The sequence below is a fragment of the Altererythrobacter litoralis genome, assembly GCF_036324225.1.
Lineage (GTDB): Bacteria > Pseudomonadota > Alphaproteobacteria > Sphingomonadales > Sphingomonadaceae > Erythrobacter > Erythrobacter litoralis_A.
The window spans coordinates 142,513-164,243 of record NZ_JAZDQV010000004.1 but is presented as its reverse complement, the minus strand read 5'-3'; the positions used below and the strand labels follow the sequence as shown (position 1 = coordinate 164,243).

26 protein-coding genes are annotated in these 21,731 nt (G+C 62.6%); 8 read left to right on the top strand and 18 right to left on the bottom strand.

The window, feature by feature from the left end:
* Nucleotides 1-4: 4 nt before the first annotated feature.
* The 5 genes from VRS74_RS05835 to rpmF form a co-directional block, all read right to left on the bottom strand.
* Nucleotides 5-394, bottom strand: coding sequence for a MerR family transcriptional regulator (locus VRS74_RS05835; protein ID WP_354144308.1), 390 nt, complete (start codon nt 392-394; stop codon nt 5-7).
* Between the two features lie 4 nt (nt 395-398).
* Entirely contained in the window at nt 399-701 is a 303-nt protein-coding gene (locus VRS74_RS05830; protein ID WP_354144307.1) for an integration host factor subunit alpha, read from the bottom strand.
* A gap of 95 nt (nt 702-796) precedes the next feature.
* Nucleotides 797-1,765 (bottom strand): beta-ketoacyl-ACP synthase III, encoded by a 969-nt coding sequence (locus tag VRS74_RS05825; protein WP_354144306.1) that lies wholly within the window; start codon nt 1,763-1,765, stop codon nt 797-799.
* Nucleotides 1,762-2,835 carry a phosphate acyltransferase PlsX gene (gene plsX / locus VRS74_RS05820; RefSeq protein WP_354144305.1) on the bottom strand — a complete coding sequence of 358 codons (1,074 nt, stop codon included), beginning with the start codon at nt 2,833-2,835 and terminating at the stop codon, nt 1,762-1,764. The genes VRS74_RS05825 and plsX overlap by 4 nt, the downstream gene beginning before the upstream one ends.
* Nucleotides 2,836-2,860: 25 nt before the next feature.
* Entirely contained in the window at nt 2,861-3,040 is a 180-nt protein-coding gene (rpmF, locus tag VRS74_RS05815; protein WP_165197281.1) for a 50S ribosomal protein L32, read from the bottom strand.
* Nucleotides 3,041-3,243: 203 nt separating this feature from the next.
* Between rpmF and VRS74_RS05810 the strand changes: the two genes are divergently transcribed.
* Complete coding sequence (locus VRS74_RS05810) at nt 3,244-3,636, top strand: MAPEG family protein (protein ID WP_354144391.1); 393 nt, start codon at nt 3,244-3,246, stop codon at nt 3,634-3,636.
* 205 nt (nt 3,637-3,841) lie between these two features.
* On the opposite strand, the gene VRS74_RS05805 is transcribed toward VRS74_RS05810, so the two are convergent.
* Both VRS74_RS05805 and VRS74_RS05800 read right to left on the bottom strand, forming a co-directional pair.
* A complete protein-coding gene (locus VRS74_RS05805) occupies nt 3,842-4,483 on the bottom strand; it encodes an MBL fold metallo-hydrolase (protein ID WP_354144390.1) in 642 nt (213 codons plus the stop codon).
* An 81-nt stretch (nt 4,484-4,564) separates the two neighbouring features.
* Nucleotides 4,565-4,999 (bottom strand): hypothetical protein, encoded by a 435-nt coding sequence (locus VRS74_RS05800; RefSeq protein WP_354144304.1) that lies wholly within the window; start codon nt 4,997-4,999, stop codon nt 4,565-4,567.
* A gap of 332 nt (nt 5,000-5,331) precedes the next feature.
* Between VRS74_RS05800 and VRS74_RS05795 the strand changes: the two genes are divergently transcribed.
* The gene (locus VRS74_RS05795; RefSeq protein ID WP_354144303.1) at nt 5,332-5,745 is read left to right on the top strand and encodes an ester cyclase; all 414 of its coding nucleotides are present in this window, start codon (nt 5,332-5,334) and stop codon (nt 5,743-5,745) included.
* Nucleotides 5,746-5,851: 106 nt separating this feature from the next.
* On the opposite strand, the gene VRS74_RS05790 is transcribed toward VRS74_RS05795, so the two are convergent.
* Nucleotides 5,852-6,112 carry a hypothetical protein gene (locus VRS74_RS05790; RefSeq protein WP_354144302.1) on the bottom strand — a complete coding sequence of 87 codons (261 nt, stop codon included), beginning with the start codon at nt 6,110-6,112 and terminating at the stop codon, nt 5,852-5,854.
* A 145-nt stretch (nt 6,113-6,257) separates the two neighbouring features.
* Nucleotides 6,258-6,926 (bottom strand): S24 family peptidase, encoded by a 669-nt coding sequence (locus VRS74_RS05785; RefSeq protein WP_354144301.1) that lies wholly within the window; start codon nt 6,924-6,926, stop codon nt 6,258-6,260.
* A gap of 131 nt (nt 6,927-7,057) precedes the next feature.
* Between VRS74_RS05785 and VRS74_RS05780 the strand changes: the two genes are divergently transcribed.
* On the top strand, nt 7,058-7,258 hold the full coding sequence (locus VRS74_RS05780) for a hypothetical protein (protein ID WP_354144300.1): 201 nt from the start codon (nt 7,058-7,060) through the stop codon (nt 7,256-7,258).
* Nucleotides 7,248-7,607, top strand: a complete 360-nt coding sequence (locus VRS74_RS05775; RefSeq protein WP_354144299.1) for a hypothetical protein — start codon at nt 7,248-7,250, stop codon at nt 7,605-7,607. The genes VRS74_RS05780 and VRS74_RS05775 overlap by 11 nt, the downstream gene beginning before the upstream one ends.
* Before the next feature lie 4 nt (nt 7,608-7,611).
* Here VRS74_RS05775 and VRS74_RS05770 read toward each other — a convergent pair whose 3' ends face one another.
* The 6 genes from VRS74_RS05770 to fsa are packed head-to-tail and all read right to left on the bottom strand — an operon-like array spanning nt 7,612 to nt 13,735.
* Nucleotides 7,612-8,550 carry a D-2-hydroxyacid dehydrogenase gene (locus VRS74_RS05770; protein ID WP_354144298.1) on the bottom strand — a complete coding sequence of 313 codons (939 nt, stop codon included), beginning with the start codon at nt 8,548-8,550 and terminating at the stop codon, nt 7,612-7,614.
* On the bottom strand, nt 8,547-9,005 hold the full coding sequence (locus VRS74_RS05765) for an RES family NAD+ phosphorylase (protein WP_354144297.1): 459 nt from the start codon (nt 9,003-9,005) through the stop codon (nt 8,547-8,549). Before VRS74_RS05765 ends, VRS74_RS05770 begins: the two co-directional genes overlap by 4 nt.
* The gene (cysS, locus tag VRS74_RS05760; protein ID WP_354144296.1) at nt 9,005-10,528 is read right to left on the bottom strand and encodes a cysteine--tRNA ligase; all 1,524 of its coding nucleotides are present in this window, start codon (nt 10,526-10,528) and stop codon (nt 9,005-9,007) included. Before cysS ends, VRS74_RS05765 begins: the two co-directional genes overlap by 1 nt.
* Before the next feature lie 34 nt (nt 10,529-10,562).
* On the bottom strand, nt 10,563-11,237 hold the full coding sequence (locus VRS74_RS05755; protein ID WP_354144295.1) for a nitroreductase: 675 nt from the start codon (nt 11,235-11,237) through the stop codon (nt 10,563-10,565).
* Complete coding sequence (gene cobT / locus VRS74_RS05750; protein ID WP_354144294.1) at nt 11,234-13,060, bottom strand: cobaltochelatase subunit CobT; 1,827 nt, start codon at nt 13,058-13,060, stop codon at nt 11,234-11,236. Before cobT ends, VRS74_RS05755 begins: the two co-directional genes overlap by 4 nt.
* Nucleotides 13,061-13,078: 18 nt before the next feature.
* Complete coding sequence (gene fsa / locus VRS74_RS05745) at nt 13,079-13,735, bottom strand: fructose-6-phosphate aldolase (RefSeq protein WP_354144293.1); 657 nt, start codon at nt 13,733-13,735, stop codon at nt 13,079-13,081.
* 193 nt (nt 13,736-13,928) lie between these two features.
* On the opposite strand from fsa, the gene VRS74_RS05740 reads away from it, so the two are divergent.
* Genes VRS74_RS05740 through VRS74_RS05730 form a run of 3 tightly spaced genes read left to right on the top strand, consistent with a single transcriptional unit; the run spans nt 13,929 to nt 18,335 of the window.
* Entirely contained in the window at nt 13,929-16,094 is a 2,166-nt protein-coding gene (locus VRS74_RS05740; protein ID WP_354144292.1) for a primosomal protein N', read from the top strand.
* 34 nt (nt 16,095-16,128) lie between these two features.
* The gene (locus VRS74_RS05735; protein ID WP_354144291.1) at nt 16,129-17,688 is read left to right on the top strand and encodes a cryptochrome/photolyase family protein; all 1,560 of its coding nucleotides are present in this window, start codon (nt 16,129-16,131) and stop codon (nt 17,686-17,688) included.
* A gap of 17 nt (nt 17,689-17,705) precedes the next feature.
* A complete protein-coding gene (locus VRS74_RS05730; RefSeq protein WP_354144290.1) occupies nt 17,706-18,335 on the top strand; it encodes a glutathione S-transferase family protein in 630 nt (209 codons plus the stop codon).
* 102 nt (nt 18,336-18,437) lie between these two features.
* Here VRS74_RS05730 and VRS74_RS05725 read toward each other — a convergent pair whose 3' ends face one another.
* Complete coding sequence (locus tag VRS74_RS05725; protein ID WP_354144289.1) at nt 18,438-19,094, bottom strand: hypothetical protein; 657 nt, start codon at nt 19,092-19,094, stop codon at nt 18,438-18,440.
* A 489-nt stretch (nt 19,095-19,583) separates the two neighbouring features.
* Nucleotides 19,584-20,057: a DUF6456 domain-containing protein gene (locus VRS74_RS05720; protein ID WP_354144288.1), complete on the bottom strand. Its 474-nt coding sequence runs from the start codon at nt 20,055-20,057 to the stop codon at nt 19,584-19,586.
* 104 nt (nt 20,058-20,161) lie between these two features.
* On the opposite strand from VRS74_RS05720, the gene VRS74_RS05715 reads away from it, so the two are divergent.
* Nucleotides 20,162-20,734, top strand: a complete 573-nt coding sequence (locus VRS74_RS05715; protein ID WP_354144287.1) for a helix-turn-helix domain-containing protein — start codon at nt 20,162-20,164, stop codon at nt 20,732-20,734.
* Between the two features lie 4 nt (nt 20,735-20,738).
* On the opposite strand, the gene secF is transcribed toward VRS74_RS05715, so the two are convergent.
* The gene (gene secF, locus VRS74_RS05710; RefSeq protein WP_354144286.1) at nt 20,739-21,719 is read right to left on the bottom strand and encodes a protein translocase subunit SecF; all 981 of its coding nucleotides are present in this window, start codon (nt 21,717-21,719) and stop codon (nt 20,739-20,741) included.
* Nucleotides 21,720-21,731 lie beyond the last annotated feature (12 nt).

Sequence of the window (21,731 nt, the reverse complement as noted above, 5' to 3'; positions counted from 1 at the left end):
GAAGTCAGGCCTCCAGCGCGGCCGCCAGCCGGTTACGGATCGATTTGAGCTGCCGCCGGACGTCATCTCCGCCAGCCGATTGATCCACGGAAATCGCTACCCCCGGTTGCACAGCCAGCGGCGGCTTGCCCTGCGACTTTCCTTCGCGGATCGCCGCCTTGGCGCCTTTCAGCGTATAGCCTTCGCTGTTGACCAGCCGGTCGATTGTTTCGACCAGTGTCACGTCTTCGGGCCGGTAGTAACGACGCCCGCCGCTGCGCTTGAGCGGCTTGAGCATGGGAAATTGCTGTTCCCAATAACGCAGCACATGCTGCTTTATACCTAGCGCATCGCTCACTTCGCCGATGGTCCTCAGCGCGCTCGCGTCCTTGCCATCGTCGAAGGAAGCCGACATCGGATCAGTCGGCCTTGGCGATCCGCTCCTTGAGGAGCTGGCTGGCGCGGAAGGTCATCACCCGGCGCGGGGTAATGGGAACTTCGATGCCGGTCTTGGGATTGCGCCCGACGCGCTCGCGCTTGTCGCGCAGGACAAAGGTGCCGAAACCCGAAATCTTGACGTTTTCGCCCGCCTCGAGCGCTTTCGACATCTTCTCTAGGATTGCTTCAACCAGATCCAGAGATTCCGCCCGCGAGAAGCCCATCTTGCGGTTGATTGTCTCTGCCAGGTCTGAGCGTGTTAGCGTGCCCACCGAACGCATCATGCGCTGCCTCCCTTTATCCCGACGACCCTCTGCTGCACAGTGTATGGCGAACAACTAAGCTTGGCAAATCACATGTTTGAGAGGGGGGCGATTGTTCACAACCGGGCGAGGCAGGCACCCCAGGTAAAGCCGCCACCCATGGCTTCGAACATGACAAGATCGCCGGGTTTGATGCGCCCGTCCTTGCGCGCAACATCAAACGCAAGCGGGACCGATGCCGCCGATGTATTGGCGTGCTGGTCGACCGTTACGATGACCTTTTCGTCGGAGATTCCAAGCTTCCGGGCAGTCGCATCAAGGATGCGCTTGTTCGCCTGATGCGGCACAACCCAGTCGATATCGGCCGCAGAAAGCTCTGTATGTTCAAGGACTTCATTGAGCACGTCAGCCAGGTTCACGACCGCGTGGCGGAACACTTCGCGCCCCTTCATCCGCACATGCCCGACCGTCTGCGTGGTCGAAGGCCCGCCATCGGTATAGAGCAATTCGTGCTGCGCGCCGTCTGCATGGAGGCGCGTCGAGATGAGGCCAGGTGCGTCGTCCGAATTGCATTCGGTCGCTTCCAGGATCACCGCGCCGGCGCCGTCGCCGAACAGCACGCAAGTGGTACGATCTTCCCAATCGAGGATGCGGCTGAAGGTTTCCGCACCGATCACAAGCGCGCGACTCGCAAGGCCCGTGCGCAGCATCGAGTCGGCAGTGGCCAGCGCATAAAGGAAGCCCGAACATACTGCGGCGACGTCGAAAGCGATCCCGCCGTTGCAGCCAAGCGCATCCTGCACCTTGGTCGCCGTGGCCGGGAAGGTGTTGTCCGGAGTGGCCGTGGCGAGCACGATCAGGTCGATCGACGCGCCGTCCATCCCGGCATCGGCCAGCGCCGCACGCGCAGCATCGATCGCCAGCGTCGCCGTGGTTTCGCCCTCGCCCGCGATATGCCGCTGGCGGATCCCGCTACGCTCGACGATCCATTCGTCGCTGGTATCAACGCGCTCAGCCAGTTCGGCATTGGTGACCACCTTGGCCGGGAGCGCCGACCCGCTACCTCGAATGACCGAACGGATCACTGTGACCCCTCGTCAGTCGCGCCGCTATTGCCGGGAGCAACGCGCAGACGGTCCTCGCCAAGCTCGGCGAGGTCATGCGTAATCCGCTGTGTCAGATTGTCCTCCAGGAGTCGGGCCGCGACGGCCACTGCATTGGCGACGCCCTTGGCATTGGCGCTGCCATGGCTTTTCACCACCACACCGTTCAGGCCAAGGAAGACCGCGCCATTGTGATTGTTGGGGTCGAGATGGTGCCGCAGCAATTCGGTTGCCGGGCGCGAGACCAGGAAGCCGATCTTCGAACGCAGCGAACTGGTGAATGCATTGCGTAGCAGGTCGGTGACGAAGCGCGCAGTCCCTTCGATCGCCTTCAGCGCTATATTGCCCGAGAAGCCGTCGGTCACCACCACATCAACTTCGCCGCGGTTGATCTTGTCCGATTCGACGTAACCGTCGAATTGCAGGTCGAGGCTGGTCGCATTCTGCAGCTGGGTCGCGGCTTCGCGCAGCCGGTCGAAGCCCTTGATTTCCTCAGTGCCGATATTGAGCAGGTGGACCCGCGGGCGATCGCGCCCGGTCACGATTCGCGAATAGGCCGCGCCCATGATCGCGAACTGCACGAGGTTGCGAGCGTCGGCTTCGGTATTGGCGCCCAGGTCGAGCATGATCACGTCATTGTCGCCCAGCGTCGGCAGCAGCGCAGCCAGAGCCGGGCGATCGATGCCGGGCATGGTGCGCAGCGCGAGCTTGCTCATTGCCATCAGCGCGCCAGTGTTGCCCGCACTCACAGCGGCGCCAGCCTTGCCTTCCTTCACCGCATTGACCGCAAGGCCCATGCTGGTGGTCTTGGCGCGGCGCAAAGCGCGGCTGGGCAGCTCGTCGCCGGCCACCACATCTTCGCAATGCAGGATTTCGGAGGCACCGCGCATGTTCGGATGCGCTTCGAGCGCACGAGCGATGCGCGCTTCGTCGCCCACCAGCAGGAACTGGAACTTGTCGTGCCGGCGACGGGCGAGCGCGGCGCCCTCGACCATGACGCGCACGCCTTCGTCGCCGCCCATCGCATCAATAGCGATACGCGGCAGACTCATTCCTCGTCCTCCAGTTCAGCGGTGCTTAAAGCCCGACCGCCACAACCTCGCGACCATTATAATAGCCGCAGTGCGGGCACAGATTGTGCGGCCGCTTCAATTCACCGCAGTTCGAGCATTCGTGGAATGCTTCGACCTTGAGCGAATCGTGAGCGCGGCGGTTGCCGCGACGATGGGGCGATACTTTCCTCTTGGGGACAGCCATAGCGGCACCTGTTCCTCAAACAAAACAACAAAATCGTGGGTCGCCCTAGGGCAGGCACGGCGGGCGCACAAGTCACTCGTGCGCAGCGTCGAACCCGGCCATGGCGGGAAGTCGCGCGCTATAGCGCAATTTTCTCCCGTTGCAACCCACATGGCAACTCGGTAGCAAACCACAACCCGAGGAGGAGAGTATCCCGCATGGTCATGTTGCTACCCGTAACGCTATCCGCCGCAGCCGCGGCCGCAATCATCAATATCTGGCTTAGCATGCGCGTGGGGCAGATGCGCGGCAAGCTGAAAGTGATCCATGGCGACGATGCGGGTGGCCCGCTGACGCGCCGGATGCGCGCACAGCTGAACTTCGTCGAGAACACGCCTTTCGTCCTGGTTCTCGTGGCCGCGATCGAACTGAGCGGAAAAGGTGGCCAGTGGCTGGCCTATGTCGCCGGCCTCTACATGCTCGGCCGCATCGCGCACGGCATCGGAATGGATGGCGAAGGCCCGACCAAGCCGCGCATGATCGGCACGCTCATCACCATGCTGACCTTGCTCGGCCTGGCTATCGTAGCGGTGCTGATCCTCACGGGGATTCTTTGATTTCCGCACGCCATCCGGCGCGCGATTTCCTCGCTCACGCGACCTGAAGGTCGCATCGCTGCGTGCGGGCGGTCGCCCTTGCGGCTCGCTCGTCGCTCGCCGTTCGGTTCCTGGTCACGGCAGTCAAAGCCCGACCGGGCGCCGCGGGTTATGCCGCGAGAGCCAAGCGACGCGGACGCGTCGCGCCCGGCGTTTGAGGGTCAAATCAGGAGAGCGCGTAATCGCTGACGAAGGCGTTGGTCTTGCGTTCGTGGCCGAATGTGCTGACCGGCCCGTGGCCGGGAATGAAGGTCACGTCTTCGCCCAGCGGCCATAGCCGCCGCGTGATCGAATCGATCAGCTGCTGGTGATTGCCGCGCGGGAAGTCGGTCCGTCCGATGCTGCCCTGGAACAGCACGTCTCCCACGATCGCAAAGCGGCTGGGGCCGTGATAGAACACGACATGGCCGGGCGTGTGGCCGGGGCAATGGATCACGTCGAGCGTCAGTTCGCCGACAGTCACCGTGTCGCCATGCTTTAGCCAGCGCGTCGGTTCGAAGCTCTTGGCGAACATGCCCCAGCGTGCGCCGTCATCGTCCAGTTGCTCGATCCAGAAACCGTCATCCTCGTGCGGGCCTTCAATTGGCAAGCCGAGTTCTTCGGCCAGCATGCCGGTTTGCCCGCAATGGTCGAGGTGGCCATGCGTGACGAGCAGCTTTTCCAGCGTTACGCCCGCCTGCGCCACCCCGGCTTTGAGCTTGTCGAGATCGCCGCCGGGATCGACCAGTGCCCCGCGCATCGTCTTGGTGCACCAGATCAGCGAGCAATTCTGCTGCAGCGGCGTGACGGGTATGATCGCGGCCTTCATTGGCGGCACTGGATTTGCGGTTGCGTCGTTCATGCTGCTGGAAATGGCCAGTCAGCCGCGCCAATGCAAGGCGCATAATCGCTAGAACGGCAGCAGCGCCTTGTCAGGCGCCACCCATCCTCGCCGCGCCTCGACGCTGAAAAGCCAGTCACGCGTCCAGTACTCAAGGATCCAGTCCGACTTGCCATAGGGGCCAGACAAGAGAGCCGCGAGCACGTTGGGGAGCGCCTCGCCGCTATCATGCGCATCATGCACTGCCCGCGCCGCTGCCAGCGAAGCAATGGTGATGGTGTGATGATAGCCCGAACTGTCAGTATTCGGCGTGCCATGCGCATCGTTGAGGCGCAGGATCACTTCGCGGAGCCCGTCCGGTTCGGCGAGATCCGCACGGTGGCGGATGCACCACAGCGCCATCGCAAAATGCGCCGCATGGCTCCATTCGGCATAAGGCAGGCTGGTGTCGAGGACGCGCGCGGCGAGGCGCTCGATCGCTTCGTCTGAAGAAAATTCGGTCATTGGCTTGGTCCTTTATCGGAAAGGCCCGACCGGCACGAAAAACCCCGCCGGCCGGGCGGGGTTTCGGTTGGCTTGGTCTCGAAGGAAATTCGCTTCAGATGACAGGCACGCCGATCGCCGCCGCAGGTATTGGGCGACGGGCTTGGATGCCGGTCGTGGCTGAACGAAATTCCATGCGAGCCAGATGCCGCGCCCGGCTGGCGAGGTCAAGTCGCAGAAAATGGCGTGCAAGATGGGCGCAGCATGTTAGGCATGCGGACGGTCGCTTTGTGGATCACCTTTGCGTGCTTGTTGCGCTGGGAGTTGAACCTGATTTCGGGGAGAGAACAAAGATGGCCATCAAGGAAAATGCACTCGCCTTTTTCGACGCCTGCGAAACCGGCAAGGGCTGGGAAGTCTGCAAGCAGTGGTGCACGCCCGACGCGACGTTTCGAGCGCAAGCCGATGCGCTGGCAGGCGTCAACACGCTCGCGGGTTATACCGACTGGATGCACAGCATGGGCGGCGCGATGCCCGATGCGGGATACGAAATGCTTTCCTTCGGCGTCGACGAGGATCGCGGGTCTATCTGCGCGGCTGCGGTGTTCACCGCCACCCATACTGGTGAAGGCGGCCCTGTTCCGCCGACCGGCAAGTCGACCGCTTCGGACTATTGCTATGTGATCGAATTCGAGGGCGACAAGATCTGCAGCATGGTCAAGATCTGGAACGACGGGCACGCGTTGCGCGAACTCGGCTGGGCCTGATAGCGCCCATAATGAAAGACCCCGCCTGGGAAGGCGGGGTCTCTGTAGGCTTGCGCGGCGGACCGGAGCAGGATCGACCTGACACGCGGCCCCAGCTAGCGTGGCGTCAGCCCCGGCAAGCAACTCCGGGATGGTGGAATTCGCCGGGCGCGAACCCGCCAAACGCCTTCACCAGCATCCCATATGCCTGGACTTGACCAAACCCGTCTTCACCGGGCGTGTCGTTATAGCCGCTGAAGCTGCAGATCGAGCTGGCGACATAGTCATGAACTGGCGTAAATTTGCCATTGCCCGTGATTTCGCCGGCCAGTGCGGGCGTGGCGATGGCAAGAACCGCAATTGCTGCTACGAATTTTGACCTGGTCATTGTCGTCTCCCCAAAAGGATGGTGCACGACCCAACGACCCGCTCTTATGCTCGCGACTCTACCCACGATTGTGGCGGAAAAAGGCCGACGCCAATCCGATTGGCGCAACACCGCGTCGGACTGGCGCAATTCGCCGATCGGAGCGCTAGATCCGCCCACCCTTCCAAACCACGCGGCCGATTATCTCGACGTCTTCCGCCGCCACTTCGACCGGCGGATAGGCGAGATTCTGGCTGAGCAGCGCCAGCCTTCCCGCCCCGGTCGACGCGACCCGCTTGACCATCAACGTGTCGCCCAGGCGCACGACATGCACTCCGTCGCGGAATGGGCGCGCAGTGCGGTCGACCAATATCTCGTCGCCATCGCGCAGCAGCGGCTCCATGCTGTCGCCTTCGACCGTGATGGCGGAAAGCTGCGCGCCCGCCAGCCCCTGCTCGCTGAGCCAGCGGCGCGAAAAGCGGAAGGCGTCGAACGGCATCTCGGATAGCGGCGTTGTGCCCGGACCGGCGGAGGCGCCGATATCGAGCCGTGGCACCTCGACCCAATCGGGGCGCGACGGTGCCGCGCGCGGCTTTGCGTAGGATTTTTCCTGCACCGGCGCCGCTAATCCGCCCAGCTCCGCTTCATCCACTCCGAAGAAGCTCGCCAGCGTGCGGCGGTCCTGCTCTTCGAGCTTCCGCGGCGAACCCTTGCGGATAAATTGCTGCAAATAGCTGGGGTTGCGCCCGATCATGTCGGACAGCGCTGTCAGGCTGACCCCCGCCCCCTGCGCCAGTTCGAGCAACCGTTCCCGCTCATTCTCGCCCTTGTCCATGGCTTCGTTCCTCAACTCATCGGAAAATTCCTATATCATAGGATTTTTCCTAGACAAGTAGGAATTCGGATGGAACGAATAGGGAATGCAATCAATGATTCGCCAGCAATTCCAGACCAATGAGGGCCGCCATGCTGATAAGAACCGTCGAGAAATTCCTTCGCGAGCACGAAATGGCCGCGACCAAGTTCGGCCGCCTCGCCGCGCATGATCCGCGCTTCGTGCTCGACCTGCGCATGGGAAGGACCCCCCGTCCGCACACCGAGGCGCGCGTCCGCCAATGGATGGCGGGCTATGCCCTCGAAATGAAGGAATATGCCCATGCGCGCTGAGTTCATCGAAACCAAGAGCCGCAATTACCGTCCGCGCCGCACAACGGGCGACCGCGTTCAAGAAGCAGTGCTGATGCTGGGTGAAGCGCAAGGACGCCTGCTGAACCATGGCGAGACGCCCTGGGCCAGCATCACCTTCGCAGGCTCGCGCCACGAGCTGATGCTCGATTTCGCAGGACCAGAAGCTGTGGCGGCAGGCGAACGCTTGATCGCCGCCCTGCCCGATCACGAATTCGCGATCCCCGGCCAGCTGGTGGCCGATGCGACCGTGTCATCCGTCCATCATGTGATGCATCCTGCACCGCGCATGATCGTCACGGCGACCTTGCTGCTGTTGGAGGACGCCTGACGCCTCAGTAACCCAATCGCGGATCGAACACCGGCGCGACCGGCTCGCCCTTGAGGTATTTGCCGAGATTGTCGAGGAAGCGATCTGCCGAACGCTGGAACATCTTGTCCTGCGCGCGGCCCGACAGATGCATGGTGATATGCGCATTGTCGAGCGTCCACAGCTTGTCTTCGGGCGGCAGCGGCTCGGGCGTCGTCACGTCGAGGAAGGCACCACCGATCCGCTTGGCTTCGAGCGCCTCCACCAGCGCGGGCTGGTCGATCACCGCGCCGCGCGCGATGTTCACGATCACCGCATCGCTCTTCATCGCGGCGAGTTCTGCCGCGCCGATCATCCCGTCCGTCTCCGGCGTGGCGGGTACGGCCAGGATAACCCAGTCGAATTCTCCCAGCTTGCCGCGCCACTGGTCGGGCGTGAGCGCGCCCTCGCCGCCCGACCGGCGCACCACGGTCACCTCGACGTCGAACGCCTCCAGTCGCGGCTTGATCAGCTTGCCGATCGCGCCATAGCCGAGCAGCAGCGCCTTCGAGCCTGCCAGCTCGCGCTTGCCGGGGCTGTCGAGCAGCCATTCGCGACGTTCCTGCGCGCGCACCACGTCACGATAGCCCTTGGCGATGGTGAGCATCCCCATCACGACATATTCGGCGATGGTGATAGCGTTGATCCCCACGCCATTGGTGACTGTGATGTCGCGTTCGATCAGAACGTCCATCGGCAGGAAATCGAGGCCCGCATAGATCGAATTGAGCCATTTGAGCTTTGTGGCGGCGCGCACCGTGTTAGCCATGGCCTGCTTGTCATAGAGATCGAACCAGCCGATTTCAGCCTGCGGCGCCACCTGCAGCGCCTCTTCCTGCGTGGCGAACCAATGCACGTCGAGCCCTTCGGGCAAGCGCGGCTCGAGCAGCGGACGCATCAGGGCGGAAAGGACGAGCGTTGTCATGATAGGCTCCCATATTGGTCGAGCATTGGCGGACGATGGAGGCATTCGGCAAAATCGAACGTCCTGCAAGTCAGCGGTGGAACTTTCGCCGCATCGGGGTGAAGCGGGTTGAGGTAGATCACATCGGCTTCGGGCAAGACGCGAGACCGGATGGCGACAGCCAGCGAGCGGCGCTGATCGAGCCATTCGCTGACGAAAGCACGGATCGAGTCCTCGTCGGCATCGGGCACGCGCTCGGGCTCTGTATCGATCTCGGTCCAGCCCAGCACGAAGTCATCGGAAGCCTGGCTAAGGTCGGTCGGCTGGTATCTGAGCGCCACGAGCACCGCGAGCCCGGCCTCGCTGGCGAGGCTCACCACCGGATGGCTCGGCGGGGCGTAGCGCGCTCCATGCAATTCCGCGCCCTTCCCGTCGAGCGCCACGAAGGGCGCACGGGTGAGCCGCCAGAGCCGCATCAGTCGAGCTTCCACCCCCAGCCGAGCGGATCGCCGTCCATCACTTCGACGCCCTTGGCGGCGAGTTCGTCACGGATGGCATCGCTGGTGGCGAAATCCTTCTCGGCCCGCGCGGACTTGCGGCGAGCGAGAGCGTCCTCGATTTCGGCTTCGGTGATCTGCGCGGATTTGGGCCGGATCCGTAGATCGGCGCGAGTAAGGTTGAGGAGGTCGAGGCCCAAAACGGAATCCATCGCCGCCACGAGCGCCAGCTTCTGCGCAGGATCCACCTTCTTCGTTGCCAGAGCGTCTTCCAGCGCGGTCAGAGCGATGGCCGTATTCAGATCGTCCGATATGGCGACATCAAGCTTGTCGAGCGAAGCCTGGAGCTTCCCCCAATCGTCACCCTGAACTTGTTTCAGGGTCCATCCGTCAGAGCGCACCCACGGCTCGGAATTCGGCATGGATGCTGAAACGAGTTCAGCATGACGCGCCTTGAGTGTTTCCACCGCCATCACGATCCGCTTCAGTCGCGTCAGCGCGGCGCCCAGCCCTTCCCAGCTGAACTCCAGCTCGCTGCGGTAATGCGCCTGAAGGCACATCATGCGGTCGGCGAGCGGGTGATAGCCCTTGTCGATCAGCAGCTGCAGCCGCAGGAACTCGCCCGCGCTCTTGCTCATCTTCCCTGACCGTTCGACCAGGAAATTGTTGTGCATCCAGATGCGCGCGCCGGAATTCTCCGCCACGTCCAAGCCATTCGTGCAGCAAAACGCCTGGTTCTGCGCGATCTCGTTGGGGTGGTGGATCTCGCGGTGGTCGATCCCGCCGGTGTGGATGTCGAAGGGGAAGCCGAGCAGCTTGCCGCCCATCACCGAGCATTCGAGGTGCCAGCCCGGCGCGCCCTTGCCCCATGGGCTGTCCCATTCCATCTGGCGCTTTTCGCCCGGCGGGGTCTTGCGCCAGATCGCGAAATCGGCGGCGTTGCGCTTGCCCTCCACCGTCTCGATGCGGCCCTCGCCCTCGTCAGTCACGGCGCGCGCAAGGCGGCCGTAGTCGTCGACGGTCGAGACATCGAAATAGAGCCCGCTATCGAGCTCGTAGCAGTGTTTGTCGGCAATCGACTTCGCGAAGTCGATCATCTCTTGGATGTACTCGGTCGCGACCGACCATTTGGCAGGCTCGCGGATATTGAGCGCCTTCACATCGGCCCAATATGCCTCGGTATAGTGCTTCGCGATGTCCCAGATCGACTGCGCCCGCTCGGCAGCCATCTTCTCCATCTTGTCCTCGCCCGCATCGGCATCGTCGGTGAGGTGGCCGACATCGGTGATGTTGATGATGTGGGTGAGCTTGTAGCCCTTCCAGCTCAGCGTGCGGCCCAGCACGTCCGCAAAGACATAGGCGCGCATATTGCCGATGTGGGGATAGTTATAGACCGTCGGCCCGCAGGTATAGACGCGCGCCTCACCCGGATGGACCGGCTCGAAAGTCTCGAGCTTGCGCGTAAGGCTGTTGAACAGCTTCAATGGAACGGCGTCTGTCATCGCGTGCGCGCTTTGCGGCGGCGCGCTAGCAAGGTCAATCCCACCCTTCCCAGCTGATCGATTCCGAAATGTCGGCACGCGGAACGTCGAAGCAGTTCACCGGTGCATCGGGATCGCGATAACCGATCGCCACGCCGCAGAAGAAGATGTGATCGTCCGGGATTTCGACGACTTCGCGGATCTGCGGGGAATAGACCGCCCACGCCTCCTGGAAGCAGGTGTCGAGCCCTTCCTCACGCAGCAGCAAGCCGATCGTCTGCAGCCACATGCCGATGTCAGACCATTGCGGCGGGCCCATATATTTCGGCGTGTGCACCAGCATCAGCACCGGGGCACCGAAAGCGCGGAAATTCTCCGCGAACCACATCAGCCGCTTGGCCCGATCCTCGCGCGGGATGTCGAGCGCGGCATACATCGCCTCGCCCACGCCAAAGCGGCGCGCTTCATAGGCGCCTTCAAGCTCAGGCGGGTAGATGTGGTATTCGGGGGCATGCGCTTCGCGCCCCTTGGGGAATTGCTCGGCCACCTTGGCGAACAGCGCCTGCATCGGCGCGCCGGTCAGGATCGTCGCATTCCACGGCTGGGTATTGCCGCCCGATGGCGCGCGCTGCGCCTTTTCGAGAATGCGGGTGAGCGTGGCGCGATCGACCGGCTGGCCGGTGAACTTGCGGACAGAGCGGCGGGTGGCAACGGCTTCGGATACGTTCATCTGCGCTTTTCATCCTCGAACAATTCGGCCAGCTGCTCCATGATCGTCCCGCCGAGTTGTTCGACATCCATGATCGTCACCGCGCGGCGATAGTATCGCGTCACATCGTGGCCGATCCCGATCGCCACCAGCTGAACCGGCGAGCGGTTTTCGATCCATTCGATCACCTTGCGCAGATGGCTTTCGAGATAGCCCGCGCTGTTGACGCTGAGCGTGCTGTCATCGACCGGCGCACCGTCCGAGATCACCATCAATATGCGGCGGTCCTCGCTCCGGCCGATCAGGCGGTTGTGCGCCCACAGCAGCGCCTCACCGTCGATATTTTCCTTGAGCAGCCCTTCGCGCATCATCAGGCCGAGATTGCGGCGCGCGCGGCGCCACGGCTCATCCGCCTGTTTGTAGATGATATGTCGCAAATCGTTGAGGCGGCCGGGATTGGGCGGCTTTCCGTCTGCCAGCCATTGTTCGCGGCTTTGCCCACCCTTCCACGCGCGAGTGGTGAAGCCGAGGATCTCGGTCTTGACCCCGCAGCGTTCGAGCGTGCGCGCTAGGATGTCCGCGCTGATCGCGGCGATGCTGATCGGCCGCCCGCGCATCGAGCCCGAATTGTCGATCAGCAGGGTGACGATCGTGTCCTTGAACTCGACGTCGCGCTCGGTCTTGTAGGCCAGCGAAGTGCCCGGCGTGATGATCACGCGAGCGAGCCGCGCGGCGTCGATCACGCCTTCTTCCTGGTCGAAATCCCAGCTGCGGTTCTGCTGCGCCATAAGGCGGCGCTGCAGCCGGTTGGCGAGGCGGGTGACGACGCCCTGCAGGCCGGTCAGCTGGCTGTCGAGATAGGCGCGCAGCCGGTCGAGCTCTTCATTGTCGCACAGCTCGCCTGCCGGCACTTCCTCGTCGAACTGCGTGGTGTAGGCGCGATACTCGAAGCTGGAAGGAATATCGGTCCACGGCCGGTTGGGGCGCACGGGCATCATGCCCTCCTCGCCCTCGTCGCCCGGCTCGCCTTCCGACATTTCCTGTTCGGACGACATTTCCGTCTGGCTCTCGCTATCGGCATCGCCTTCGGTTACGTCGCCGGCCATCTCGGTCGCCTGTGGGTCGCCTGCGCCCTGTTCCTGCTCGCCCTCGTCCTGTTCGTCCTGCCCGTCCTGGTCGTCGCCATCCTCGCTGTCGCCTTCGTCGGGCGCGTCGGCGGGATGGGTCAGGTCGAGATGTTCGAGCAGGTCGAGGCTGAGTTCCTGGAATGCCTTCTGGTCGTCGAGCGAATGCGCCAGCGCCTCGAGGTCGCCGCCCACCTTATCCTCGATGAAGCCGCGAACCAGTTCCACCCCGGCCTTGGCGCGCTCGGGCACAGCTTCGCCGGTCAGCTTTTCACGCAGCATCAGCGCAAGCGCGGTCTGCAGCGGCACATCGTCCTGGCTCTGCGCGCGCGCAATCGGATCGGTCGCGATCCGCATGTCGAGCGCCGCATCGAGGTTAGAGCGCACTCCGCCGAAATTGTTCGCGCCCAGCGCTTCGTAGCGGACCTGCTCGATCGCATCGTAGCAGGCGCGCGCGACCGCTTCGGGCGGCGAATTGCGGCCATGCAGAGCGGCATCGTGATGGCGCAGCTTGAGCGCAAAACTGTCGGCAAAGCCGCGCGCTTCGGCGACCTGCTCGGGCGGCAAATTGCGCCCGGGCAGCGGCACACGGAAGTTCTTGCCCGATGAGGAGGGCGCATCCGCGCTCCACGCCACTTCCACCTCTCCCTCGCGCGCCAGCGCACGGCTTGCGCCGGTCAGCGCGTGCTTGAAGCGATCGAGAGGGGTTTCCTGGGACAAATGCGTGGTTCTTGCAGTTTAACGGATGATCGACTGGCCCGTCTTTGCCCAATCTGCAAGGAAGCCTTCAATCCCCTTATCTGTCAGGACATGCTTGAACAGCGCCTTGATCACTGCAGGCGGCGCGGTCATCACGTCGGCGCCGATCCGGGCGCTTTCGAGCACATGGGTGACGTGGCGCACCGAAGCGACGAGGATTTCGGTTTCGAAATCGTAATTGTCGTAGATCAGGCGAATGTCGCTGATCAGTTCCATCCCGTCGAAGCCATTGTCGTCATGTCGGCCGACGAAGGGCGAGACGAATGTCGCCCCCGCCTTTGCCGCGAGCAGCGCCTGGTTGGCGCTGAAGCACAGGGTGACATTGACCATGGTGCCGTCGCCGGTCAGCGCCTTGCAGGTCTTGAGCCCGTCAATCGTCAGCGGCACCTTGATGCAGACATTGTCCGCCAATTTGCGCAGGATCTCGGCCTCTTTCATCATGGTTTCGTGATCGAGTGCGACAACTTCGGCCGATACCGGCCCGTCGACGATCCCGCAGATTTCCTTCGTCACTTCCATGAAGTCGCGGCCCGACTTGGCGATCAGCGAGGGGTTGGTGGTGACCCCGTCGAGCAGGCCGGTCGCGGCCAGTTCCCGGATGTCGTCGATCTCGGCAGTGTCGGCAAAGAATTTCATGATGGCTCCGTGTTGCACCCGGAGGGCGCTTTTTCGATTCGATTTCCAACCTAGCGCATAGCAGCCTTTTTCCGACAGGCCATCCGCCGGGCGGCGGAGCCTGACAGACGGGCCACATCCGCAAAGCAGGCGTTCATATCGGTGCGTGACTTCTTGTCGGGCAGGCCAATAGGACCCCATATGTGCTTGTCCGATGAACCGCATTCGCCTCCTTGTATTCAACAGCGCGCTCAGCGTGCTCGACTATCGCGTGCCCGATGGCATGCGCGTCGAGCCCGGGTCGGTGGTCGTGGCTCCGCTGGGACCGCGCCAGATCACCGGGATCGTGTGGGAAGCGGATCGGTTGCCGGCCAACGAAGTGCCGGCGGAAAAGCTTCGCCCGATCATCGAAGTGCTGCCGGTGCCGCCGCTTGCGGCACCCTTGCGGCGGCTGATCGAGTGGACTGCGGACTATTATTGCGCGCCGATGAGCTCGGTGGCGCGAATGGTCATATCGAGCGGCGGTGCATTGAACGGCCCGGCCACTATGACCGAATATCGCCTGTCAGGCGGGATGCCCGAGCGGATGACGCCGCAGCGCGAACTGGCGATTGCCGCGCTCGAAGGCGAACAGGCGACCATTCGCGAACTCGCAGGCATAGCGGGCGTTTCCGAAGGCGTGCTGCGCGGGCTGGTCAATCAGGGCGTGATCGAGCCGGTGACGGTTTCGATCGACCGCCCCTTCGCGCCCGCCGATCCCGATTTCGACGTGCCTGAGCTCTCGCCCGAGCAGCGCGAAGTGGCGGACGAACTAGTCGGTGCGGTGCGTGCCAGGGCATTCGCGCCCTTCCTGCTCGACGGGGTTACCGGATCAGGCAAGACCGAGACCTATTTCGAGCCGATGGCGGAAGCGGTGCGGATGGGCCGCCAGGTGCTTGTGCTGCTGCCCGAAATCGCGCTTACCGAGAATTTCCTCAAGCGGTTCGAGCATCGCTTCGGTGCCGCCCCCGTGCAGTGGCATTCCTCGCTCAAATCGACCGAGCGACGACGCGCCTGGCGCGCGATCAGCGAAGGGACGGCGCAAGTCGTGGTGGGCGCGCGCTCGGCGCTGTTCCTCCCCTATCGCGACCTTGGACTGATCGTGGTCGACGAAGCGCATGAGGTGAGCTTCAAGCAGGATGACGGGGTGCGCTATAACGCGCGCGACGTTGCCGTGATGCGCGCGCATTTCGAAGGCTTCCCGGTCGTGCTCGCCAGCGCTACCCCGGCGCTCGAAAGCCTGCACATGGCCGAAAGCGGCACCTACAAGCGGCTCGAACTGCCTAGCCGCTTCGGCGGGGCCGAACTGCCGCATATCGACACTATCGACCTGACACAGGAGCCACCCGAGCGCGGGCACTGGCTCGCCCCCCGGCTGATCGCCGCGATCGAGGACCGGCTGGCGAAGGGTGAACAATCGCTGCTGTTCCTCAACCGCCGCGGCTACGCCCCGCTCACCCTGTGTCGCAATTGTGGCTTCCGCTTCAAATGCCCCAATTGCAGCGCATGGCTGGTCGAGCATCGCCTCTCGGCGCGGCTCGCCTGCCATCACTGCGGGCATGTGGAGCAACCGCCCGCCACTTGCCCCGAATGCGGCGAGCCCGATTGCCTTGTCGCCTGCGGGCCGGGGGTCGAGCGGATCGCTGACGAGGTCGAGCAGCTGTTCCCCGAAGCACGGGTCGCCGTGGCAACTTCCGACACGCTCAACTCGCCTGAACGCGCGGCGGACTTCATCGAAGCGGCGGAAAGCGGCGCGATCGACATCATCATCGGCACGCAGCTCGTCACCAAGGGTTTCCATTTCCCCGAACTCACACTGGTGGGCGTGATCGACGCGGACCTCGGCCTCGAAGGCGGAGACCTGCGCGCGGCCGAGCGCACTTACCAGCAAGTGGCGCAAGTGGCCGGACGCGCAGGGCGCGGCGCAAAGTCGGGCGAAGTGCTGATCCAGACCCGCCATCCCGGCGCGCCGGTGATCGCGGCTCTGGCGGAAGGCAATCGCGACTCCTTCTACGGGGCCGAAACTGAAGCGCGCCGCCATGCGGGCGCACCGCCCTTCGGCCGCTGGGCGGCAATCATTATCTCAAGCGAGGACGACGCCGAAGCCCGCGAAGCCGCGAACCGGCTGGGCGCAACCCGCCCGCAGCACGATGGGCTGATGATCCTCGGCCCGGCCCCCGCCCCGCTGGCCTTGTTGCGCGGTCGCTATCGCTATCGCTTCCTCGTCAATGCGCGGCGCAATGCGCAATTGCAGGCGATCCTGAACGATTGGCTCGCCACGCAGAGTTTCGCTCCCGGCGTACGCGTGGGCATCGACATAGACCCATACAGCTTCGTTTGAGGCACCAAACCGCAGCTTGAGCATTATCTCGGCAATGCCCCGCCCGATCCTAGTCCCCGTCCTCGGCGACCAGCTGACCCGCAATCTCGCCTCGCTGCGCAGACGAGCGATGGACGATACCGTCGTGCTGATGATGGAGGTGTGGGACGAGGCGACTTACGTAAAACACCACAAGCAGAAGATCGCACTGGTGTTCTCCGCCATGCGCCATTTTGCCGCTGAGCTGCGCGAGGCCGGGTGGAAGGTCGACTATGTGAAGCTGACCGATCCGGACAATTCAGGCAGTTTCACCGGCGAAGTCGCCCGCGCCATCGAACGGCACGATCCGCGCGCGATCCACGTAGTCGAAGCAAGCGAATGGCGCGTACAGCAGGCCATTGAGGAATGGGCCGACAGGTTCGCCTGCGAGGTCGAAATCCTGCCTGACGATCGTTTCCTTTGCAGCCACGCCGAATTCGAAAAATGGGCGGAAGGTCGCAAGCATCTGACGATGGAGTACTTCTATCGCGAGATGCGCAGGAAGACCGGGCTGCTGATGCGCGGGGACGGCAAACCGGTTGGCGGCGAATGGAACTACGATAGCGAGAACCGCGAGCCGCCCAAGGAAGGTCTGAAAGCTCCGCCGCGCCCGAAATTCGCACCCGACGACATTACGCGGGAGGCAATCGAACTTGTCGAAGAGAAGTTCGACGATCATTTCGGTTCGCTCGAACGCTTCGGATGGCCCGTGACCCGCGATCAGGCGGAGCGAGCCGCCGATGCCTTTTTCGCCGAGCGACTGGAGCAGTTCGGCCCCTATCAGGACGCGATGGTGCACGGGCAGGACGATCTATATCACTCGATGCTGTCGTCGAGCATCAACCTGGGCCTGCTTGACCCGCTCGATCTGTGTCGCCGCGCCGAGCAGGCCTATGAAGAGGGCCGCGCCCCGCTCAATTCAGTCGAAGGCTTCATCCGCCAGATAATTGGTTGGCGCGAATATGTCCGCGGTTTCTACTGGTATTTCATGCCTGATCTGGAAAGCCGCAACGCGCTCAATGCCCAGCGCGCCCTGCCCGAATTCTACTGGACCGGCGAAACAGACTTGCGCTGCATGGCGGATTGCATCCGCTCGACCCGCGACAACGCGCATGCGCATCACATCCAGCGGCTGATGGTGCTGGGCAATTTCGCTCTGCTGGCCAGCATCGACCCGCGCCAAGTGCAGGACTGGTATCTCGCCGTCTATGCCGATGCCTATGACTGGGTCGAAATGCCCAATGTGGTGGGCATGATCCTCTATGCAGATGGCGGGAAACTCGCGACCAAGCCCTATGCCGCGAGTGGCAATTACATCAACAAGATGTCCGACTACTGCACGGGCTGCCGCTACTCGCCAGCCAAGAAGGCCGGCGAAGGCGCCTGCCCGTTTGGGCCCCTCTACTGGCACTTCTTGGACCGGCACCGCGACCGGCTGGAAAGCAATCACCGGATCGGGCGGATCTATGCTACCTGGGACCGAATGGGCGAAGCGAAGCAGCGAGAATATCTGGAGAGCGCGGAGAAATTCCTCGACTCTATCGTGCCCGCAAGCAAGGAATGGGCGAGATACTGAAAGGGAGAGCCGCCGCCATGCTGACCGTCCACCACCTGCGCCTGTCGCAGTCCGAACGCATCGTCTGGCTGTGCGAGGAATTGGGTATCGATTACGAGCTCAAGCTCTACAACCGGCGCGAAGACAACCGGCTGGCGCCCGATGAGTACAAGGCGCTGCACCCGATGGGCATTGCCCCGGTGATCACCGATGACGGTTTCGCGCTGGGCGAAAGCGGCGCGATCATCGACTGGATCATTTCCAAATATGGCGATCGGGGGCTGGTCCCCGCGAAGGACCATCCCGATTTCGCCGATCACCTGTTCTATTATCACTGGGCCAACGCCACTTTCATGGCCAATGGCATGATGGGCCTCGTTTGCCAGTTCCTCGGCTCTGCGCCGCCGCCCTTCGTGGCCGACCGGATCGAGAAAGGCTGGGCGATCGTGGAGAAGCGGCTGGGAGAAGCAGACTATTTCGGCGGGGGCGAGCTTTCCACTGCGGACATCATGATGGGCTTCCAGCTCACCACCAGCCGCGCGATGAGCGGGATGAGCATCGATCACATGCCGAACCTCAAGGCCTATCTGAAGCGGATCGGCGAACGCCCCGCCTACCAGCGCGCGATAGCCAAGGCCGAACCGGGCATGCCGCCCAAGCTGGATTGAATCAAACGGCTGGAATTGGGTGGAAAGCGGACGTTTGAGGTTTCTGGGGAGTCGCGCAACCAAATAAAATGCGACCGACCCCAAAGGGGGACTGGTTTAAGACTATCTGGATTTAGAGGCAGCCGGCGTCGCGAATTTGAACCACTGGCCGTAACCAGACGAGAAGCCAATCAGGAAAAAATTGAAATAACTGTACGAGGACCAGGTGGAAACCGTCTCTTTCCTTCTAGCCCTTACGCTCCAATAATATTTTCTATTGGGCTCAAGCGCCACATTGGGTGTCCACTGTGGTTCGGCCAAACCTTGGCTGTAGTCAACCAATCGACCTTCGGTGAACTGGCGGGTAATTCCGTCGTCATTGAACGACGCAGCTTCATAAAGAACGATGTCATAGGTGACTGTGCTGTCCGCAGACGGCGTCCAGCGGAATTGTGGGCTCAGCCCATCAACTGAAGCGAATTTCTTGCCGTCAGATGGCAGAAGCGGAGTTACGCCCCAATAGTTTTTGGTACACCCTATCTTCCAATCGGGGGCGCAAATGCCACTCATCTTCAGCCAAGTTCCAGGCCTTGGTTCGGGACTTACCAAACCTCTGCTGAGCTTTTGTGTCACGCTAGGATAGTTTGCTTCGAACTGCAGGGCTTCCCGCTCAAAATCGTCGCCAGCACCAACGGTGTATCGTCCATCACTCTGTTCGAAAACGAGCTCCCCAATATAAGTCGGTGTCAGGTCATCCGGCACTGTGAAAATTGCCCGCATTGACTGAATGTTCCAGCCACTATCCCTCCTTGCGAACGCGAGGATCGTGTACTGCCCTGGAGGCAGGGACCATACGAAGTCTGTGGATCTCTCGAATTCATAAACGGAGGCTTTGTTACCGTCGGGCGGCAGGATGATGGCTACGCATTTGTAACCGCCATCAGCGCATTTCTTCTCTTCCCCGTCTCTTATGTATCGGATCGTTCCGACAACAAGGCTCTGACCGACTGTAGCTTGTTGCGCGTTCTTTATTCGCCAAGGCAGCGAGGAAGGATCTTTTGCCCCACCTGAGGATATTACCAACCCAAAACTGAGGAGCAGAGCGGCCGCAAGACGTCTAACCATAAGCCCGTCTAGGTGCATATGAGCCCAATTCACTTGATTTCCGTCAAAGCGGTAAATTCAGGTGAAAGCTCTAGGCAGTCCCCAAGTTACCCATCTCGAGTTTCTTTCGCGAACTAGATTCTGCTCTAGGTCCTTAGCTGACGATCAAACAATCCTGTAAAAACCGGCCACACGTTCCAGCGCCAGCCTGAGCACCAGCTTGCCGCTGCGCGTGGGCCAGCCGAGCTGCTTCTCCGCTTCGGGAATGCCTTCGCCAGCGCAGACCACGCGCCACAGGATGTCCTGCAACCCATTGCCCGCCTCGCGCATTGCGCCATCGAAGCGCGCCTTGGCCGCAATCTGGCGTTCGGTTGGCGAAAGGCCGACATCCCCGCTCGCCTTCACCCGCACGGGTTCCGAGCGCATGGTGACGTTCGGGCCCAATTGCGCGCGCTCAAAGTCGCTGCGCAGCCGTTCGCCTGCATCGAACAACCGGTCGTCCAAATGCCCGCGCGCATGGAGCCAGCTCAGGGGGGATTCGGCCAGGTTCACCGTGACGGTTCGCCGCTTCCCACGCGCACTCTCGCCGCGCAGCGGCCCCTCCAGCGTCAGTTCGCGCTCCACCAGCATGCGCCGCATAGCCTGTCTCCTGTTGATGATTCCGACAGCGGGCTTGCAACGTGAAGGTTCGTGTAGGAAAGTAAATTCACCAATCAGGTTATTTTTGAAGCGGGAGGCTGCCGGTGATCAATCGCATCCGCGACATTCGCAAGAGCAAGGGCATTACGCTGGCCGAACTGGCAGAAGCATGCAGCCCGCCCACCACGCCGCAAACCATCGGTCGCCTCGAGACGGGCATGCGCAGCCTCTCGCTCAAATGGATGGAACGGATCGCCGCCGCACTCGAAGTCGAGCCAGAAATACTGGTCAGATCGGAGGAAGCGCCGACACCGATGGTGGTTGCCAGCCTTCGCGCTGCCGGCCCGGAAGCGCTGGCAAAGCCGCGTGAAGCGATTTTGCCAAGCGAGCTGGGAAGCGAAGGCGCGCTGACGGTGTTGAGCGTAGAGGAAAGCGTTGGCGAATTCCGCCCGGGCGATTTGATCTGGCTGCGCCAGCTTGCGCCCGACGCCGCAGGGCAAGCGATCAACCGCGATTTACTGGTGCCCCGCGCAGGCGGGCGCTTTGCTTTCGGGCGGCTGATCGACCGTCAGGGGACGCTGATCGGTGTGCTCCCGCCCGGCAGCGGGCAGAAGCAGCAGGTGGTCGACAATCCGCCGTGGATCGCCGTGGCGGAAATGCTGGTGCGGAAGCTCTAGCGAGCTAGAGCTCGCCGCGCGCGATCCGCTCCTGCTTGTCGATGTCGCTTTCCTGCGGCACGAAACTGTCGGAAGTCACGCCCATCCACACCAGCAGCGGCGCCGCCATGTAGATTGAGCTGTAGGTGCCGACGAAGATGCCCAGCGTGATCGCCGCAACCAGGCCGAACAGGCTGGCCGGGCCGAACAGCAGCAGCGGCACCAGTGCCACCAGCAGCGTAAGGCTGGTCATCACGGTGCGAGCCAGCGTTTCGTTCACCGACAGGTCGAGCAATTCGGCCACATCCATCTTGCGATACTTCTTCAGGTTCTCGCGGATCCGGTCGTAGACGACGATCGTATCGTTGAGCGAGTAACCAATGATCGCCAGGATAGCCGCGATGATCTGCAGGCTGAATTCGAGCTGGAACAGCGCGAACATGCCGAGCGTCAGCGACACGTCGTGGAAGAGCGCGAACAGGCCGCCCACGCCGAACTGCCATTCGAAGCGGATCCAGATGTAGATTGCCACCGCCAGCATGGCGGCGAGTAGTGCCAGCACGGCATCGTTGCGGAATTCGCCCGAGACCTTGCCCGAAACCGAGTCGACCCCGTCGATCCGCAAGTCCGCATGCCCCTGTTTCAGGGCATCGGTGATCCGGGTGGTCATCTGATTGGCATAATCCGGATTGCCTTCGGCTTCGGGCGGAAGCTTGACGCGGATCGAGACCTCATTGGGCGCACCGAATCGCTGGATCACCGGGTCGCCAACACCCTCGAGATTACCAACCGTCTGCCGCAGTTCGGCAACCGGGGCCTCGGCAGTCTCGGTGAAGGTCACGCGGATTTCCTGGCCGCCTGCAAAATCGACGCCGAAGTTCAGGCCCTTGGTCATCACCAGCGCCCAGCTTGCGGCGATCAGCAGCAGACTGATCACGAAGAAGGGCACGCGCCACTTGAGGAACTTGATGTTCGTGTCGTCGGGGACGAGTTTCAACAGTCTCATCGTCCTGCCCCC